The organism is Sphingomonas sp. IW22 (assembly GCF_041321155.1).
Classification (GTDB): domain Bacteria; phylum Pseudomonadota; class Alphaproteobacteria; order Sphingomonadales; family Sphingomonadaceae; genus Sphingomonas.
The window spans coordinates 219,538-235,869 of record NZ_JBGGWB010000001.1; the positions used below are offsets into that span (position 1 = coordinate 219,538).

The window sequence follows — 16,332 nt, forward strand, 5'->3', positions numbered from 1 at the left end:
ATGCCGCCCCGCCCCTGAATCAGGCGGCCACGCGCCGCACAAAGTCGCCGGCGCTGCCCTTCAGCGTTTCCAGATCGCCTTCGAACGCAACCACACCTTGCCCGACCGCGTCGATGCCCGTCGCCACCGCTTCGGTATCCTCGCGAATCGCGGCGATGGTGTTCGACATCGAATCGGCCGCCAGTGCGGTTTCGTCGACAGCGGCGGTGATCGCGGTGACGGTCTGCGCCTGCGCCTCCATCGCGCGGCGGATTCGCATGGCCGAATCCTGCACTTCCGCCACAGTGGTGCGGATCGAGGCCGATGTGTCGACGGTTGAGCGCGTCGCAGACTGGATCGCGGCGATCTTGGCCGCGATATCGTCGGTCGCGCGCGCGGTCTGGTTGGCAAGGCTCTTGACCTCCTGCGCCACCACGGCAAAGCCGCGCCCGGCGTCGCCCGCGCGCGCCGCCTCGATCGTGGCGTTCAGTGCCAGCAAATTGGTCTGCCCAGCGATCTCGCGAATCAGGCCAAGGATCGATTCGATCGACTTGGCATGATCGCTCAGCGCCCCCGAAGTTTCCACCGCGGCACCGGCCTGTGCCGAAGCGCGCGTCGCGATTTCGGCGGCCACTTCGACCTCGGCGCGCGCATCCTCGATCGCGCGGATCAGCCCGGCGGCGGTGTGCGCGGCCTCTCGCATCGCCACCGCCGACTGTTCGGCAGCAGCGGCGACCTCACTGGCCTTGCCCAGCATGCCGCGTGCGGAGCCGGACGCTGCCTGCGCCTGCCCGCGCAGGGCCGATCCTTCATGACTGGCCCGCTCCACGCTCGACACGATCACGTCGCGGAACTCGCTCGCCAACCGTTCGCGCGCACGGTCGTTGCCGAAGGCGATATGCTCGGCATAGATCGCGACGGTGATGTCGGTCTCCAGCGCGGACAGCCGCATCAGCGTGTCGATCGATTCGGCCAGCCGCTCGTCACCATGTGGCACCCGCTTCAGCAGGATATCCAGCGCAGCCCTGTCGCTTGCGTTGATCATCGACAAAAGCGCCATGGGCGGCACGTCGGCGGCATAGGCGGCCGCAACCGACCGCTCGATCGATTCGACCCACGCCAGACCAGAGATATCCAGGAAACGGTTGCGAAGGAACGTGACGCCCAGCTCGATCATCTTTTCGGTTTCATGCGGCGCCCAGACGCGCTTGTCCGAAAAACAGCGCAGCCATTGCCGCCAATAAGCCTCCGCAACCTGGCGCACGTCGGCTTCCAGCAACGACCAGACGTGCCGCGCACTATCGATCATGCCGCCATCGAAATCGAACACCTTGAGCCGTTCCGCCAGCATCACGCGGCGGCTGATCGAACCCGGCTCCGGCATATCCTTTTCTTCCATGCGTGTTCGGCCTTCCCCTGTCCCCGAATGCGCCCGATGAACGCATCCGCACGACGGAATATGACCCAAGCCGTTAAGACGGGGTTAGTTACGGACCAATGGTCGATCTTGCATCTGCGAAGACAGGGGGCCATTAGCGGCTGCGAAAGGAACCCACCTCGTGGCAACGAAACCCGTGAGCCGGCCGCTGTCGCCGCATCTGTCGATCTGGAAATGGGGGCCGCATATGACGGTCTCGATCCTGCACCGCGTAACCGGTGACGGGATGGCGCTGGTCGGCAGCGTCCTGCTCGTCGCATGGCTGGCATGCGCTGCGGCCGGAGAAGCGAGCTATGCCGCTTTTCTTGACCTGTTCACCTATGCCGACGGGCGGATGAACGTGGTCGGCTATGTGTTTGGGATCGGCCTGACGGCATCCTTCTTTCAGCACATGGCATCGGGCGTCCGCCACCTGTTCCTCGACACCGGCGCCGGTTACGAACTGAAGCGCAACAAGCGCGGCGCGCAGGCGACGTTCGTCTTCTCGGTGGTTGCCACCCTCGCCCTGTGGGCGTTTCTGATCGCGGGGAAGTAAGAATGGGTACCGGAACCAGCATCGGCCGCGTGCGCGGCCTGGGCGCCGCCAAGGAAGGCGCGCATCACTGGTGGACGCAGCGGGTCACCGCGGGCGGCAACCTGGTCCTCATGCTGTGGTTCATCGCGTCGCTGGCGATGCTGCCCGCCTATGATTACGCGACGGTCACCGCCTGGCTTTCGTCGGCATGGGCCGCGGTGCCGATGGCGCTGCTGATTCTGAGCGTTTTCTGGCACTTCCGCCTCGGTCTGCAGGTGGTGATCGAGGATTACAGCTACGCCGAATCGCGCGTCATCATGCTGTTCCTTCTGAACTTCTTCGTGGTCGGCCTGGGTGCGACCGCGATCTTCTCGATCCTCAAGCTCGCCTTTGCGGCGCAGGTGGTTTCCTGATGAGCGACGCATACAAGATTATCGACCACACCTATGACGTGATCGTCGTCGGCGCGGGCGGCTCCGGCCTGCGCGCGACGATGGGCAGCGCCGAAGCGGGTCTCAAGACCGCTTGCATTACCAAGGTGTTCCCGACGCGCAGCCACACCGTCGCCGCACAGGGCGGCATCGCCGCGTCGCTGGGCAACAACTCGCCCGACCATTGGTCGTGGCATATGTACGACACCGTCAAGGGCTCCGACTGGCTCGGCGACCAGGACGCCATTGAATATATGGTGCGCGAAGCGCCGGCGGCGGTTTACGAGCTGGAACATGCTGGCGTGCCGTTCAGCCGCAACGACAACGGCACCATCTATCAGCGCCCGTTCGGCGGCCATATGCAGAATATGGGCGAAGGCCCGCCGGTGCAGCGCACCTGCGCGGCGGCCGACCGTACCGGCCACGCCATGCTTCACGCGCTGTATCAACAGAGCCTGAAGTACGACGCGGACTTCTTCATCGAATATTTCGCGCTCGACCTGATCATGGAAAACGGCGCCTGCCGCGGCGTCATTGCCATGTGCATGGAAGACGGCTCGATTCACCGTTTCCGCAGCCATGCCGTCGTGCTGGCAACCGGCGGCGGCGGCCGCGTGTATCAGTCGGCGACCAGCGCCCATACCTGCACCGGCGACGGCAACGGCATGGTGCTGCGCGCAGGACTGCCGCTTCAGGACATGGAGTTCGTGCAGTTCCACCCGACCGGCATTTATGGGGCGGGCGTGTTGATCACCGAGGGTGCGCGCGGTGAAGGCGGCTATCTGACCAATTCCGAAGGCGAGCGTTTCATGGAACGCTACGCGCCGTCGGCCAAGGATCTGGCCAGCCGCGACGTCGTGTCGCGGTCCATGGCGATGGAAATTCGCGAGGGTCGCGGCGTCGGCAAGGAAAGCGACCACATCTTCCTGCACCTCGATCACATCGATCCCAAGGTGCTGGCCGAACGCCTGCCCGGCATCACCGAAACCGGCAAGATTTTCGCCGGTGTCGATTTGACGCGCAAGCCGCTGCCGGTGGTCCCCACCGTCCACTATAATATGGGCGGCGTGCCGACCAATTATCATGGTGAAGTCGTCCATCTGAAGGACGGCAACCCCGATGCGGTCGTCCCCGGCCTGTTCGCGGTTGGCGAAGCGGCCTGCGTGTCGGTGCACGGCGCGAATCGCCTCGGCTCCAATTCGCTGATCGATCTGGTCGTCTTCGGTCGCGCCACTGGCTTGCGCCTGAAGGAAACGCTGAAGCCGGGCACGTCGCACAATCCGCTGCCCAAGGGCTCGGAAGAAATGGCGCTCAGCCGTCTCGACCATTTCCGCAACGCCTCTGGCGCCACGCCGACGGCACAGATCCGCGCCGAAATGCAAAAGACGATGCAGCGCAACGCTGCCGTGTTCCGCGATTCGGCCCTGCTGTCCGAAGGCGTTCAGAAGATGGACGTCATCTACAAGGGCATGGAAGATATCGGCGTTACCGATCGCTCGCTGATCTGGAACACCGATCTGATCGAGACGCTGGAGCTGGACAATCTGATCGGCCAGGCCGTCGTGACGATCCGCAGCGCCGAAAATCGCAAGGAATCGCGCGGCGCCCACATGCATGAGGATTTCCCTGAGCGCGACGATGCCAACTGGATGAAGCACACGATTGCGACGTTCGACGGCTGGGGCGGCAAGGGCGGCGCCTGCTCGCTCGATTACCGCCCGGTCCATGACTACACGCTCACCGACGAAATCGAGTATATCAAGCCGAAGAAGCGCGTTTACTGACGCTATTCGGCTTCGGCCATCAAAGGCGCGTCGCCCGGTAGGCGGCGCGCCTTTTTCGTTTCGGGAAAGATACAGGCGAGCGGAACCATCGGCGGCACGCGGCATTCGGGGGCATGTAAGATTCGCGGCGGCGAAAACGCGTCTGCCGCCCTGCCCCGCACATCGTTTTCGACCGACCCATTTAGCTCAAGGTGCCCAGCCATGCCCGATCCCCTGTCCGACACTCTGCACGCACCCGACGCTCCGGGAGCGGAAACGCCCGATGGTTCAGTGGCCGGCGGGTCGATCAATCAATATCCGCTGCTTGCCAATCCGCACATCACGCTGGCCGGCCCCGTCGATCACGCGATGTACGCCGTGTTCCGCGACCAGCTGGCCAACGCGCCCAAGGACGGCGCCGTCGTCATCGCCATCTCGACGCTGGGCGGCGATCCAGAAGTCGCGCGGCTGATGGGTGACGAAATCCGCCTGCTGCGCGAATTCGATGGCCGCGAATTTCTGTTTCTGGGCAAGGTTGCGGTCTATTCGGCGGGTGCGACGTTCATGTCAGCCTTCCCGGTCGACAAGCGCTTTCTGACGCGCGGCACGCGGATCATGATTCACGAGCGGATCATGAACAAGACGGTCGAAGTCGCCGGACCGCTCAAAACCTGCGTTGCCACCCTGAAGGCCACGCTGCACGAAATCGAACATTCGATCATGATCGAGGAAGAGGGCTTTCGCGCGATCGTCGACGGCTCCGGCGTCGATTTCGACGAGCTGGTCCGCCGCGCCCCGGAAAACTGGTACATCGAAGCGGACGAGGCACGTGAAAAGGGCCTCGTCCTCGACGTCATCTGACAGGACCGGGGCGGGCGGTTCCGCCCCCATCCCTTACCGCGTCGCGTTGTAACGCAGCTGTTCGTTGGTGAGCTGGAACCCGACCAAGGCTTCGAACGTCGCGCGGGCCACGGCGGCGCGAACGCCCGGTGCCGACAGCGGGTCGACCGCTGCTTCTTCCTGACCGGCGCGACGACGCTTGGTCAACTGATCGCGAATCTCTTCCGGCAAGGTTGCGGCCGAACGCGCCACCACGCTGGTCGCGGTCGCGCTGGTCTGCGCGCGCGCCTGACCGGCGGGGAAGGTCAACGTCACCTCACCGATCCGCTTTGCCGTCACATTGGTGCCGCCGCGCACGATGGCGAGGAAATAGGGCAAGGTGACCGTGCGCGCCGAATCGGTGCGGTTGCGGCGCGCCTGAACGTCGAACGTCACCGTGGTGACCACGTCATTTCCCGATTCGCCGCACTGGCCACGAACATTCGTGATGTTGGCCACAACGTCGATCGCCGCCGCATCGCGGCTGGCGGGCGGGTCGAACAGCGTGATGTCGCCCGTTCCGGCGGGAACGCCGACGATGGGACAAGCGGTGCGCGTCGCCTGGATACCGACGCCGCCGTCGATGCTGATCTCGCCCTCACGCGAGCAGCCGGCGACTGCGGCGGCGAGCGCGATCGGCGTGGCGAGCCTGATGATCTTCACGGCGGAACACTTCCTTCCCATCTGATACACGAACGGGCCACGCGCCGCCGGGCAGCGGCGACAGGCCCGTCCAAGGCGCGCGACCATAGGAAGCGCCTTTCGCACACGCAAGCAATCGCGTAGGGCCATATGCCATGAACGATGTCGAAAAGCCGATGCTCGAATTGCTGATCGCCGCGCCGCGCGGCTTCTGTGCCGGGGTCGACCGGGCGATCCGCATCGTGGAACTGGCGATCGAGCGTTACGGCGCGCCGGTCTATGTCCGCCACGAAATCGTCCATAACAAATATGTCGTCGACACGCTGAAGGCCAAGGGCGCGATCTTCGTCGAGGAACTGGATCAGGTGCCCGATGACGTACCGGTCGTGTTTTCCGCACACGGCGTGCCAAAGGCTGTGCCCGCCAAGGCGGAGGCGCGCGGCCTTTCCTATCTGGATGCGACCTGCCCGCTGGTGTCCAAGGTCCATCGTCAGGCCGAACGGCTGGTCGCGGCGGGCCGCCACATCATCTTCATCGGCCATGCCGGGCACCCGGAAGTCATCGGCACGTTCGGGCAAGTGCCCGAAGGCAACATGACGCTGGTGGAAACGGCGGCGGATGTCGCGTCGCTGAGCGTGCCTGACCCGGAAAACCTCGCCTTCCTGACCCAGACGACGCTGTCGGTGGAGGATACCGCTGCGGTGCTGGCGGCACTGCGGGTGCGCTTTCCCTCGATCGTTGCGCCGCATGCAGACGACATCTGCTATGCCACCACCAATCGCCAGACGGCGGTAAAGGCGATTGCGGGCAGCGTTGACCTGGTGCTGGTCATCGGGGCGCCCAATTCGTCCAACTCGTTGCGTCTGGTCGAAGTGGCGGAGCGAGAGGGAACGCCCGCCCGGTTGATCCAGCGCGCGCAGGATCTGGACTTTGCATGGCTGGACGGGGTCGGATCACTCGGCATCACGGCCGGGGCCTCCGCTCCCGAAGTGCTGGTGCGCGAAGTGGTCGCGCGGCTGGCCGAGCGGTTCGAAGTGCTCGAACGCGAGGTCGAAACCACGCGCGAGACGATCGCCTTCAAACTGCCGCGCGGCCTCGAAGCCGCCTGATCGCACGGACCAAGAGGGGGGACGATGGCGGTCTATACGCATGTGTCGGCCGAATTGCTGGCCGATTTCCTGACACGTTTCGACGCAGGGCAACTGGTTTCGGCAAAGGGGATTGCCGAGGGGGTCGAGAATTCGAACTATCTGGTCGAAACGACGACCGATCGCTTCATCCTGACCCTGTATGAAAAGCGGGTGTCGGGAGATGACCTGCCGTATTTCCTGTCGCTGCTCGATCACCTGGCCGACAAGGGGCTGCCCGTGCCGCCCGCGATCAAGGATCGGGAGGGGCGCGCGATCCACGAACTCGCCGGGCGTCCGGCATGTCTGATCCGCTTTCTGCCGGGCGTGTCGCTGTCGCATCCGACCGCGGGACAGGCGCTTGCGGCGGGCGATGCCATGGGCCAGATGCACGCCGCGGTCGCCGATTTCGACGGTCAGCGCGCCAATTCGATGGGGATCGGCACGTGGCGGCCGCTGTTCGACCGCTGCGGCGGCAGCCTGGATCAGATTGCACCTGGCCTGTATGCGGATATCGCATTGGCGCTGGACCACGTTGAGGCGCGCTGGCCGCACCACCTGCCCGCATCGGCCATTCATGCCGACCTGTTTCCCGACAATGTGCTGATGCTGGACGAGCGGGTTACGGGACTGATCGACTTCTACTTCGCCTGCACCGATCTGCGCCTTTACGACTTGGCTATCATGCATGCGGCCTGGAGCTTTGACGCGACGGGGGCAAATTATGACGCGGCTATCGGCGATGCGCTGGTCGCGGGCTATTCGCGGCATTTCCCGCTGAGCGAGGCTGAGCGCGCGGCGTTCAGCGATCTGGCGGTGGGGGCCTGTGTCCGCTTCACCCTGTCGCGTGCGTGGGACTGGTTGAACACGCCCGCCGATGCGCTGGTCACGCGCAAGGACCCGCTGGCCTTCTGGCGGCGACTACGCGCCTATGACCCCGATCTTGCCGCGCGGATGCGGACGCTCGCATGACCGAGCTTCCGCATGTGGAAATCGCGACCGACGGAGCGTGCAAGGGCAATCCCGGCCCCGGCGGCTGGGGGGCGCTGATCCGATATGGCGCACGGGAAAAGGAATTGTCGGGCGGAGAGGCGCTGACGACCAACAACCGCATGGAATTGATGGCGGCGATACAGGGTCTGAACGCCCTGACCAAGCCGTGCCGCGTCACGCTGTCGACCGACAGCCGATATGTCATGGACGGCCTGACCAAATGGATTCACGGCTGGCGCAAAAATGGCTGGAAGACGGCGGCGCGCCAGCCGGTAAAGAATGCCGAGCTGTGGCAAGCGCTGATCGAGGCCGCCGCCCCGCACCGCGTCGAATGGGTGTGGGTCAAGGGCCATGCCGGTCATCCCGACAATGAACGCGCCGACAAGCTGGCGAGTGACGCGGCAAAGGCGGTCGCGCGATAACCGTTCAGCGGAACCGTGCGGGCGAATAACGGTCGGGATCGATCCCGCTCAACCAGCCGGGCATGGCCGAACCTGTCAGCAATGCCGCACCCAGCGCGGCGGCGGCAGGTGCGGTCTGAATGCCGAAACCGCCCTGCCCGGCGAACCAGAAAAATCCCTCTGCAGCCGGATCGAAGCCGTAAACGGGCAGCCGGTCGGGCGCGAAACTGCGCAATCCCGCCCAGCGACGCTCTACAGCCTCAACCCGCCAGTCCACCGCCGTTTCGAACCGATCAATGGCGACGGCAACGTCGATCTCCTCCGGTGCGACGTCGCGCGGGGTATCGGGCACCTCGTCATGCGGTGACAGCCAGACGCGGCCGCCCGCTTCGGGCTTGAAATAGAAACGGTCGGTGCCGTCGCGCACCAGCGGTGCATTGGCGGCCATGGGCGGGTCGACGCGCAACTGCACCATGGTCCGTCGTAACGGCGCAATCCCGATCGGGGCGATGCCCGCCGCTTCTGCGATACGATCCGCCCAGGCGCCGGCCGCATCGACCAGCACCGCCGCCGAAAAGCGGCCAGCATCTGTCTGGATCGTCCAGCTATTTCCCTCACGTCGCGCATCGGTCAGTCGCGCGCGCGTCACCAGCTCAACCCCGCGCCGTCGGCCCAGCGCCAGCCAGGCGCCGTGCAGCCGCCCGACATCGATGTCGCGGCAGGTCGGCTCGTAAACGGCCTGCACCCATTCGGGTCGCAGCCCCGGCAGCATCTTGTGCGGATCGACGCGCTCCAGTTCGACCTCTGTGTCCGCAAACGCGGCCATGAACGCGTCGAGCGCCGGGCCATCCTGTTCCCGCCCGATGAACAATTCGCCGCGTGGCTTCAAAAAGCTCTCCCCGCCCAGTTCTTCCGGTGGGTTGGACAGGATCGGGCCGGACGCGGTGGTCAGCGGCTGCACGCCCGGCCCGCCATAGGTTTCCGACCAGAAGGCGGCGGATCGGCCCGTCGCGTGATAACCGGGCTGATCCTCCGCCTCGATCAACAGCACGCGGGCATGAGCCGCCGCTTCGGCCGCAAGGCTGGCGCCGGCGATGCCCCCGCCGGCGATCACGATGTCAAAGGTCTGGTTCAATTCGGAGCCTTTTCGTCGAGGAAGGCGTCGATGGCCGCCAGCGCGCGGTCGCGCACCGCATCGTCCTCTCGCAAAAGCTCGTGCGCCGCCTCGCGCCCAAAGGCAAGGATCTGCGCGTCGGACAATCGCCGCAACACCCGCATGGCCGCCTGCGGATCGACCAGCCCGTCCGCCTGCGCGATCAGCGCCAGCAGCGGCACTCGCATCGACGGCACTGCCGCATCACTCTGCAACGCACGCGTTTCGGCAAAGGCATCGGCGACCCAGGCCCAGCTGGGCGGCCCGGTCATCAGCCGGGGATCGGCCTGTTGCCACCAGATTTCATCGGCATAACGATCTGGATCGTGCGTCAGCAATGCCTGCCGCGTCTCGGTCGTGGCGGGGCGCTCGTTGCCCTTCCACGCGGGGCGCGCGGGATCGCCCACGGCGCGCATCAGCCGCGCCGCATACAACCCGACCGCGGCCGGAAGCGGCCCTTTCAGGCCCAGCATCGGCGCAACCAGCACGGCAGCAGCGGGATCGACTGTCCGATCCACCAAGGCCCTGAGGCTCAGGAAACCGCCCATCGAATGGCCGATCAGCACATGCGGCCCCGCCATGCGCGCGCGCCAGTCCGACCAGAAGGCGCGCAGATCGTCGTGGAACAGGCCGAACCGCTCGACATGCCCGCAATGCGCGTGCGGGCCGCAGCGGCCCGACCCGCCCTGCCCCCGCCAATCGAAGCTGGCGACATTCCAGCCGCGATCGTGCCAATGATGAAACGCCTCAAGATACTTTTCGAACACGTCGCCGCGTCCCGCCTGGAACAGGATGCTGCCGCGTGCGTGACCCTCTGCACGCCATTCGAACGTCCGGTGCGCCCAGCCGTCGGGCGCATGCCATTCGCCGATCGCGGCATCGGGGGGATAGGCCCGTCGCAAGGCCGGATGTGCTGCCATCCGCGATGGTTACGTTTTGGCAAGCCCTGTCGTCTAGTTGGAATGACATGGGGGTCAATTTCGCAATCCTGCTGCCGGTCGCGCTCGCGTGCCTGTTGCTGTCCGCCGCGATCGAGGATGTTCGCCGTCGGGAGATCGCCAACTGGAAAAACGCGGCCATTGCGCTGCTCGCGCCGCTCTGGTGGTTGGCCATCGGCCTTTCGCCCTGGCCCGACATGGCGATTCAGATCGGGCTGGGTGTCGGCACCTTTGCTCTGTTCGCGCTTGCCTTTGCGCTGGGCATGATGGGCGGCGGCGATGTCAAGATGATCGCCGCGCTGGCGCTGTGGGTGCCGCTGGGGCCGCTGACGTCGATGCTGATCGTCATGTCGCTGATCGGCGGTGCGATCACGGTCGCTCTGCTGGTCGAACGCAAGCTGCACCACACCCCCGAACCGCCACAGGTGCCGTACGGCGTGGCAATCGCCTGCGCAGCGCTTCTGACCTTTAACGAACCACTCCTTAACCATTTTCGGTGACTTGTCTGACGCCCGGGAAACCGGCTTCGAATCGAAAAGGCCCATAGCGTCATGGACGGACGTAAGATCATTCTGCTGGCAGGTGCGCTGATTGTCGCCGCCATTACCGCGTTCATGGCGCGCAGCCTGTTCATGGGGGCATCCGCCCCGGTCGCGGATGCCCAGATCGCCCCGGCGGCGGCGGTCCCCACGGGACCAAAGGTGATGGTCGCAACGCGCGCCCTGCCGGTCGGCACGATCATCGGCCCCGATACGGTCAAGTTTCAGCCGTGGCCCAAGGAGCTGATCGAGAACGCCTATTTCGTCGAAGCCGACGGCTTCGATCCGAAAACGGTCATGGGCACCGTCGTGCGCTTTGCCATCCCGGCCGGTCAGCCGGTGACCCAGGGTGCGCTGGTCAAACCCGGCGATCGCGGCTTTCTGGCGGCAGCGCTCGGCGCGGGAATGCGGGCGGTCACGGTGCCGGTCAGCGCGCAGTCTTCGGTCGCGGGCTTTGTCTTTCCTGGTGATCGCGTCGACCTGATCCTGACCCAGTCGGTCGAGGGCGGCGGCGACGGCCCGCCGCTGAAGGCGTCGGAGACGGTACTGCGCAACCTGCGCGTGCTGGCGACCGATCAGCGCGCCGACAAGCAGACCGACGAAAAGGGCAATACCATCGTCAACACCTTCTCAACGGTCACGCTTGAGGCAACGCCCAGCATTGCCGAAAAAATCGCGGTTGCGCAGCAGGTCGGCACATTGTCGCTGTCGCTGCGGTCGATTGCCGACAATGCAGCCGATCTTGAGGAAGCGATTGCTTCGGGCGATGTCGATGTGCCCGAAGGCGACAATCCGGCAGCGGAGCGCGCGATGCTGGCTCGTGTCGCCGCTCGTCCGATCGAAGGAAAGGCAAGCTATTCCACAGGCGCCGATGTTTCCCGGTTCCAGCGCGCGACCGTACCGGGCCGCAGCAATGGCGGCGGGGGTTCCGCGCCGACGCAAATGGCCTCGGCGTCCGGGTTTCCCGGCGCGGCCCCGGCCAGCAGCAACAGCGGCCCCGTCGTCCGGGTCGCACGTGGCACCAGTGTCACCGCCGTCGAAGTTGGGGGTAAGAAGTGACCATGGTGAACAGGCCATTCCGCCGGGCTCTTGCTCTGGCGATTGCGACAGCGCCGATCGCGCTCGCCACGGCCCAGCCCGCCGCTGCGCAAAGCGTCAGCACGCCCGATGGCATCGTGCAGATTGCCACCGGCCGCGGTCGGCTGGTGACGGTGCAGGAACCGATCAGCGACGTGTTCGTGGCAGCCGAAGGGATTGCCGATGTCTCGGTCCGATCCCCCACCCAATTCTGGGTGTTCGGCAAGGCGCCGGGCGAAACCACCGTCTATGCCGTAACCCGAACGGGCAAGATCGCCTATTCATCCAACCTTCGCGTCGGCGACAATATCGACTCGATCGGGTCGATGCTGCGGCTGGCGATGCCCGATGCGGCGATCACCGCGACGCCGATGAACGGCCTTGTGCTCCTCACGGGCACGGTTGCAGTCCGGACGACGTGGCGGAGGCTGAACGGCTGACCCAGGCCTTTGTCGGCGAAAAGAGCAAGGTCGTGTCGCGGCTGCGCACGGCGACACCGTTGCAGGTCAATCTGCAGGTCAAGATTGCGGAAGTCAGCCGCGACTTCATGAAGAATATCGGCGCCAATCTGACCAACCGCGACGGCGGCTCGTTCCTGTTCGGTCTGGCGCGCGGGCGACAGGGTTCGATCACGACGGTACCCGGCGTGCCTGGTCAGCCCAATGCCCCGATCGACAGTAATGGCGCGCGGCCGGGCGATACACTGTTCCAGTTCCCAAGTCCGACCGAGAATAGCAGCGTGCTGGGCGCGGCGGGCCGCTTCCTTGGTACCGATCTGCTCGCGTCCTTGGATCTGGGCGAAACCATCGGACAGGTCACGACGCTGGCAAACCCCAACCTGACCGCATTGTCGGGTGAGACCGCAACCTTTCTGGCGGGCGGCGAAATCCCCATTCCGCTTAGCCAGGGGCTGGGCGCGGTTTCGGTTCAGTATCGCCAATACGGCGTCAGCCTGGCCTATACCCCCACGGTTCTGGCCGATGGGCGCATATCGCTGCGCGTCCGGCCCGAAGTTTCGGAGCTGACGGCCGTCGGCGCCGTCACGATCTCTGGCTTTCAGATTCCCGCCGTCACCACGCGCCGCGCCGAAACCACCGTAGAGCTGGGTTCGGGCCAGAGCTTCATGATCGCGGGCCTGCTTCAGAACAGCCACAACAACCAGATCGAAAAGACCCCCGGCCTGGGCGACGTGCCCATCCTGGGTGCGTTGTTCCGGTCCAATGGATTTCGGCGAAACGAAACCGAACTGGTGATCGTGGTCACCCCCTATCTGGTGAAGCCTGTCGACGCCAACCAGATCGCGTTGCCGACCGATGGCTACAAGACGCCAAGCGATGTCGAACGGGTGATGCTGGGCCAGGTCGAGGGCATTGGCGGAAATCGTGACCGGCCGCGCCCCACCATGGCAACCCCACCTGCGGCTCAACCGGTGATCGGTGCGACCGCGCCCGTCGCGCCGGAAGCGCCGAAGCCCGACTCCCGGTCCAAGGGCACCCCTGCCCCCGGTTTCAGCAATTGAGGATGCCCAAGATGCGCCATTCGATTGCCGCGCTGTTGATGTCAGCCGCAATGCTGGCCGGATGCGGCGGCACCGCGAACCGCTCGGTTGAATCGGTCCACCAGCCGGTCGTCACACGTACTGATTATGCGATTGACGTGCTCGCCGGTCCTGACGGTCTGGCCGCTGGCGAAGGGCAGCGACTGGCTGGTTGGCTAACCGCGCTCGGCGCAGGTTATGGCGATGCGCTACATGTCGATACCGGCGGGCAGCATGACACTGCCGCGCGGGTCGAGATCGCGGCCCTCGCCGCCCGTTACGGCATCCTTCTGGCCGAAGGTGCGCCCGTTACCGCGGGTGAGATCGCACCCGGCACCGTGCGCGTCATCATTGCGCGTGCCAGCGCGTCAGTGCCCGGCTGTCCCGATCACAGCCGCACCTATCAGCCCAACTTCGATGCTCACACCTCTTCCGACTATGGCTGCGGCGTGAATAGCAACCTGGCAGCGATGGTTGCCCGGCCAGAAGATCTGGTTCGCGGCCGTTCGGGCAACGGGCTTAGCGATCCGATGACTGCTGCAAAGCCCATTCAGGCAATGCGTGAGCGCAAGCTGACTGCCGGTGAAGACCTGCCGGATGCCGGCGCTGTCAAATCGGGGAGCCAGTGACGATGAACGCCCCTTGGAATTCCGCGCGCGGCGGTACGCGTGATCCGTTCGTGGCATTTGTTTGCGACGATAGTTCGGCGGACACCATGCGCCAGATCGCAGCCGAACAGGGCTGGGCTATCGAGAAAGTGTACAAGGGCGGCCTTCGCAATGCCGTTCAGACCCTGTCGGTATCCGCCAGTCCCATCATCCTGTTCGTCGACCTGTCGGAAAGCGGCGACCCGCTGAACGACATCAACGGGCTGGCCGAAGTGTGCGAGCCGGGCACCATTGTCATCGCCTGTGGGCAGGTGAACGACGTACGCCTGTATCGCGACCTGATCGCCAGCGGCATTCACGATTACCTGCTCAAGCCGCTCAACCCGGACGCATTGCGCGAGACCTTTGCTCAAGCGCATACGATGCTGAACGCACCGAAATCGACAGACCAGGCGACCGATCGTCCGCATTGCGGCGTGGCCGTGATCGGCGCGCGTGGCGGTGTCGGTGCGTCAACCATCGCGACCTCCATCGCCTGGTTGTTGAGCGACGCAGGCGGGCGAACGACCGCGCTGCTCGACCTGGACGTGCATTTCGGCACCGGGGCATTGGCACTGGACCTCGAACCCGGTCGCGGGCTGACCGACGCCATCGAAAATCCCAGCCGGATCGACGGGCTGTTCATCGAACGCGCGATGGTTCGTGCATCCGAACGACTTGCGGTCTTGTCGGCGGAAGCACCGATCAATGCGCCGGTGGTTACCGACGGCGCCGCCTTTTACCAGTTGCAGGAAGAAATTCGCGCAGCGTTTGAATGCACGGTCGTGGACATGCCGCGATCCATGCTGATCCAGTTTCCGCATCTGGTCGCTGAATTGCAGACGGCAGTGCTGGTGACCGAATTCACGCTGGCGGCTGCGCGCGACGCGATCCGCATCCTGTCATGGCTGAAAACCAACGCGCCGCAGCTGCAGGTCATTGTCGTGGCCAATCGCGCGCCAGCCACGTCGATGCAGGAAATCTCGCGCAAGGATTTCGAAACGTCGATCGAGCACAAGGTCGATCACATCGTCCCCTATGACCAGAAGCTGTGCACCCAGGCTGCCAAGCTGGGCAAAACCATGGCCGAAGCGGGCAAGGGATCGAAAACGGTCGGTGCCCTGACCGACCTGTCCGGACAGTTATTGGCCCAATTCGACGACGATAAGGCGGACCGGGCGCGCGGCGCTGCCGGCGGCTCGCTGCTTGCCACGCTGGGCGCCAAATTGTCGAACCTGAAGAAGAAGTAAGCGCCGCCATGCGGCTGCGGACACGTGATCGATGGAGGCGAAACTGGGTGCCGGAATGATGCCATTCCTGATGGTGATGCTGGGCACCTTTGCCGTGCTGGCATTGCTCGTATTCGCGTTAGCCGGTCCGTCCACGGCAAAGGCAGGCAACCGCCGCCTGACGCAGGTGCGTCAGCGGCATGCATCGGTTCTCGATGCCGCGATGGATGCTCAACTGCGGCGGATTGCTACGGCAAAGGCGACACGCGCCGATCTGGCCGTTATGCGCTTCCTGCCCAATCCGGCACAGCTTGCCAAACGGCTGACGATGACCGGCAAAGCCTGGACCGTCGGGCAATATGGCATTGCCTCGCTGGGCCTGTTCCTGGCGGTCGCGCTGCTGACGACGATCAACGGCCTGCCGCTGTTGCTGACGCTGTGTCTGTCGCTGTTCGTCGCGACCTTCGTGCCTCACATGGTCGTCAGCATGGCGATCACGCGCCGGACGGCGAAGTTCAATGCCAAGTTTCCGGATGCCATCGAACTGCTCGTCCGCGGCCTGCGCTCCGGCCTGCCCATCACCGAGACGATCGGTGTGGTCGGTCAGGAAGTATCCGGCCCTGTCGGTGAGGAGTTTCGGTCGGTGTCCGACAAGATGAAGATCGGCCGAACACTGGACGCCGCGCTTCAGGAAACCGCCGACCGGCTGGGCACGCCGGAGTTTCAGTTCTTCGTCATAACCATCGCCATTCAGCGTGAGACCGGCGGCAATCTGGCCGAAACGCTGTCGAACCTGTCCGACGTACTGCGCAAGCGGATGCAGATGAAGCTCAAGATCAAGGCGATGTCGTCCGAATCAAAGGCATCCGCCTATATCGTCGGCTCCCTGCCGTTCATCGTCTTCGGCCTCGTCTGGATGGTCAACCAGCCATATATGGCGAATTTCTTCGTCGATGAGCGGCTGATTATTGTCGGCCTCGGCGGCCTGGTCTGGATGGGACTGGGCATCTTCATCATGGCCAAGATGGTCAATTTCGAGATCTGA

18 protein-coding genes are annotated in these 16,332 nt (G+C 64.8%); 14 read left to right on the forward strand and 4 right to left on the reverse strand.

Annotation, left to right across the window (positions count from 1 at the left end):
* Positions 1 to 19: 19 nt before the first annotated feature.
* Complete coding sequence (locus ACAX61_RS01095) at positions 20 to 1,378, reverse strand: methyl-accepting chemotaxis protein (RefSeq protein ID WP_370712987.1); 1,359 nt, start codon at positions 1,376 to 1,378, stop codon at positions 20 to 22.
* Between the two features lie 160 nt (positions 1,379 to 1,538).
* Between ACAX61_RS01095 and sdhC the strand changes: the two genes are divergently transcribed.
* From sdhC to ACAX61_RS01115, 4 genes are all read left to right on the forward strand, one after another.
* A complete protein-coding gene (sdhC, locus tag ACAX61_RS01100) occupies positions 1,539 to 1,952 on the forward strand; it encodes a succinate dehydrogenase, cytochrome b556 subunit (RefSeq protein ID WP_370712988.1) in 414 nt (137 codons plus the stop codon).
* Positions 1,953 to 1,954: 2 nt separating this feature from the next.
* Positions 1,955 to 2,344 carry a succinate dehydrogenase, hydrophobic membrane anchor protein gene (gene sdhD, locus ACAX61_RS01105; protein ID WP_370712989.1) on the forward strand — a complete coding sequence of 130 codons (390 nt, stop codon included), beginning with the start codon at positions 1,955 to 1,957 and terminating at the stop codon, positions 2,342 to 2,344.
* On the forward strand, positions 2,344 to 4,146 hold the full coding sequence (gene sdhA / locus ACAX61_RS01110) for a succinate dehydrogenase flavoprotein subunit (RefSeq protein WP_370712990.1): 1,803 nt from the start codon (positions 2,344 to 2,346) through the stop codon (positions 4,144 to 4,146). The genes sdhD and sdhA overlap by 1 nt, the downstream gene beginning before the upstream one ends.
* Before the next feature lie 201 nt (positions 4,147 to 4,347).
* Positions 4,348 to 4,986 (forward strand): ATP-dependent Clp protease proteolytic subunit, encoded by a 639-nt coding sequence (locus ACAX61_RS01115; protein WP_370712991.1) that lies wholly within the window; start codon positions 4,348 to 4,350, stop codon positions 4,984 to 4,986.
* Positions 4,987 to 5,019: 33 nt separating this feature from the next.
* Here ACAX61_RS01115 and ACAX61_RS01120 read toward each other — a convergent pair whose 3' ends face one another.
* Positions 5,020 to 5,667 (reverse strand): hypothetical protein, encoded by a 648-nt coding sequence (locus ACAX61_RS01120; RefSeq protein ID WP_370712992.1) that lies wholly within the window; start codon positions 5,665 to 5,667, stop codon positions 5,020 to 5,022.
* A 134-nt stretch (positions 5,668 to 5,801) separates the two neighbouring features.
* On the opposite strand from ACAX61_RS01120, the gene ispH reads away from it, so the two are divergent.
* Genes ispH through rnhA form a run of 3 tightly spaced genes read left to right on the forward strand, consistent with a single transcriptional unit; the run spans position 5,802 to position 8,188 of the window.
* A complete protein-coding gene (gene ispH, locus ACAX61_RS01125; protein WP_370712993.1) occupies positions 5,802 to 6,755 on the forward strand; it encodes a 4-hydroxy-3-methylbut-2-enyl diphosphate reductase in 954 nt (317 codons plus the stop codon).
* Positions 6,756 to 6,779: 24 nt separating this feature from the next.
* Positions 6,780 to 7,745: a homoserine kinase gene (gene thrB / locus ACAX61_RS01130; RefSeq protein ID WP_370712994.1), complete on the forward strand. Its 966-nt coding sequence runs from the start codon at positions 6,780 to 6,782 to the stop codon at positions 7,743 to 7,745.
* On the forward strand, positions 7,742 to 8,188 hold the full coding sequence (gene rnhA, locus ACAX61_RS01135) for a ribonuclease HI (RefSeq protein WP_370712995.1): 447 nt from the start codon (positions 7,742 to 7,744) through the stop codon (positions 8,186 to 8,188). The genes thrB and rnhA overlap by 4 nt, the downstream gene beginning before the upstream one ends.
* 4 nt (positions 8,189 to 8,192) lie before the next feature.
* On the opposite strand, the gene ACAX61_RS01140 is transcribed toward rnhA, so the two are convergent.
* Together ACAX61_RS01140 and ACAX61_RS01145 are read right to left on the reverse strand one after the other, a co-directional pair.
* Positions 8,193 to 9,302 carry an NAD(P)/FAD-dependent oxidoreductase gene (locus ACAX61_RS01140; protein WP_370712996.1) on the reverse strand — a complete coding sequence of 370 codons (1,110 nt, stop codon included), beginning with the start codon at positions 9,300 to 9,302 and terminating at the stop codon, positions 8,193 to 8,195.
* Entirely contained in the window at positions 9,299 to 10,240 is a 942-nt protein-coding gene (locus tag ACAX61_RS01145; protein WP_370712997.1) for an alpha/beta fold hydrolase, read from the reverse strand. Before ACAX61_RS01145 ends, ACAX61_RS01140 begins: the two co-directional genes overlap by 4 nt.
* A 47-nt stretch (positions 10,241 to 10,287) precedes the next feature.
* On the opposite strand from ACAX61_RS01145, the gene ACAX61_RS01150 reads away from it, so the two are divergent.
* Genes ACAX61_RS01150 through ACAX61_RS01180 form a run of 7 tightly spaced genes read left to right on the forward strand, consistent with a single transcriptional unit; the run spans position 10,288 to position 16,332 of the window.
* Positions 10,288 to 10,758 (forward strand): A24 family peptidase, encoded by a 471-nt coding sequence (locus ACAX61_RS01150; RefSeq protein ID WP_370712998.1) that lies wholly within the window; start codon positions 10,288 to 10,290, stop codon positions 10,756 to 10,758.
* Between the two features lie 51 nt (positions 10,759 to 10,809).
* Complete coding sequence (gene cpaB, locus ACAX61_RS01155) at positions 10,810 to 11,856, forward strand: Flp pilus assembly protein CpaB (RefSeq protein WP_370712999.1); 1,047 nt, start codon at positions 10,810 to 10,812, stop codon at positions 11,854 to 11,856.
* A 2-nt stretch (positions 11,857 to 11,858) separates the two neighbouring features.
* Positions 11,859 to 12,314 carry a pilus assembly protein N-terminal domain-containing protein gene (locus ACAX61_RS01160; RefSeq protein ID WP_370714868.1) on the forward strand — a complete coding sequence of 152 codons (456 nt, stop codon included), beginning with the start codon at positions 11,859 to 11,861 and terminating at the stop codon, positions 12,312 to 12,314.
* Complete coding sequence (locus ACAX61_RS01165) at positions 12,293 to 13,393, forward strand: type II and III secretion system protein family protein (protein ID WP_370713000.1); 1,101 nt, start codon at positions 12,293 to 12,295, stop codon at positions 13,391 to 13,393. The genes ACAX61_RS01160 and ACAX61_RS01165 overlap by 22 nt, the downstream gene beginning before the upstream one ends.
* 11 nt (positions 13,394 to 13,404) lie before the next feature.
* Entirely contained in the window at positions 13,405 to 14,040 is a 636-nt protein-coding gene (locus tag ACAX61_RS01170; protein ID WP_370713001.1) for a CpaD family pilus assembly protein, read from the forward strand.
* A 2-nt stretch (positions 14,041 to 14,042) separates the two neighbouring features.
* Positions 14,043 to 15,308, forward strand: a complete 1,266-nt coding sequence (locus ACAX61_RS01175) for a CpaE/TadZ family protein (protein WP_370713002.1) — start codon at positions 14,043 to 14,045, stop codon at positions 15,306 to 15,308.
* A gap of 31 nt (positions 15,309 to 15,339) precedes the next feature.
* Positions 15,340 to 16,332, forward strand: a complete 993-nt coding sequence (locus tag ACAX61_RS01180) for a type II secretion system F family protein (protein WP_370713003.1) — start codon at positions 15,340 to 15,342, stop codon at positions 16,330 to 16,332.

What these genes read in the sequence shown, in the direction of transcription:
- cpaB (WP_370712999.1), top strand. Translation starts at nt 10,810, where the DNA reads ATGGACGGACGTAAGATCATTCTGCTGGCAGGTGCGCTGATTGTCGCC.
- thrB (WP_370712994.1), top strand. Translation starts at nt 6,780, where the DNA reads ATGGCGGTCTATACGCATGTGTCGGCCGAATTGCTGGCCGATTTCCTG.
- ACAX61_RS01160 (WP_370714868.1), top strand. Translation starts at nt 11,859, where the DNA reads ATGGTGAACAGGCCATTCCGCCGGGCTCTTGCTCTGGCGATTGCGACA.
- ACAX61_RS01095 (WP_370712987.1), bottom strand. Translation starts at nt 1,378, where the DNA reads ATGGAAGAAAAGGATATGCCGGAGCCGGGTTCGATCAGCCGCCGCGTG.
- ACAX61_RS01115 (WP_370712991.1), top strand. Translation starts at nt 4,348, where the DNA reads ATGCCCGATCCCCTGTCCGACACTCTGCACGCACCCGACGCTCCGGGA.
- ACAX61_RS01150 (WP_370712998.1), top strand. Translation starts at nt 10,288, where the DNA reads ATGGGGGTCAATTTCGCAATCCTGCTGCCGGTCGCGCTCGCGTGCCTG.
- sdhD (WP_370712989.1), top strand. Translation starts at nt 1,955, where the DNA reads ATGGGTACCGGAACCAGCATCGGCCGCGTGCGCGGCCTGGGCGCCGCC.
- rnhA (WP_370712995.1), top strand. Translation starts at nt 7,742, where the DNA reads ATGACCGAGCTTCCGCATGTGGAAATCGCGACCGACGGAGCGTGCAAG.
- ACAX61_RS01145 (WP_370712997.1), bottom strand. Translation starts at nt 10,240, where the DNA reads ATGGCAGCACATCCGGCCTTGCGACGGGCCTATCCCCCCGATGCCGCG.
- ispH (WP_370712993.1), top strand. Translation starts at nt 5,802, where the DNA reads ATGAACGATGTCGAAAAGCCGATGCTCGAATTGCTGATCGCCGCGCCG.
- ACAX61_RS01180 (WP_370713003.1), top strand. Translation starts at nt 15,340, where the DNA reads ATGGAGGCGAAACTGGGTGCCGGAATGATGCCATTCCTGATGGTGATG.
- ACAX61_RS01175 (WP_370713002.1), top strand. Translation starts at nt 14,043, where the DNA reads ATGAACGCCCCTTGGAATTCCGCGCGCGGCGGTACGCGTGATCCGTTC.
- ACAX61_RS01170 (WP_370713001.1), top strand. Translation starts at nt 13,405, where the DNA reads ATGCGCCATTCGATTGCCGCGCTGTTGATGTCAGCCGCAATGCTGGCC.
- sdhA (WP_370712990.1), top strand. Translation starts at nt 2,344, where the DNA reads ATGAGCGACGCATACAAGATTATCGACCACACCTATGACGTGATCGTC.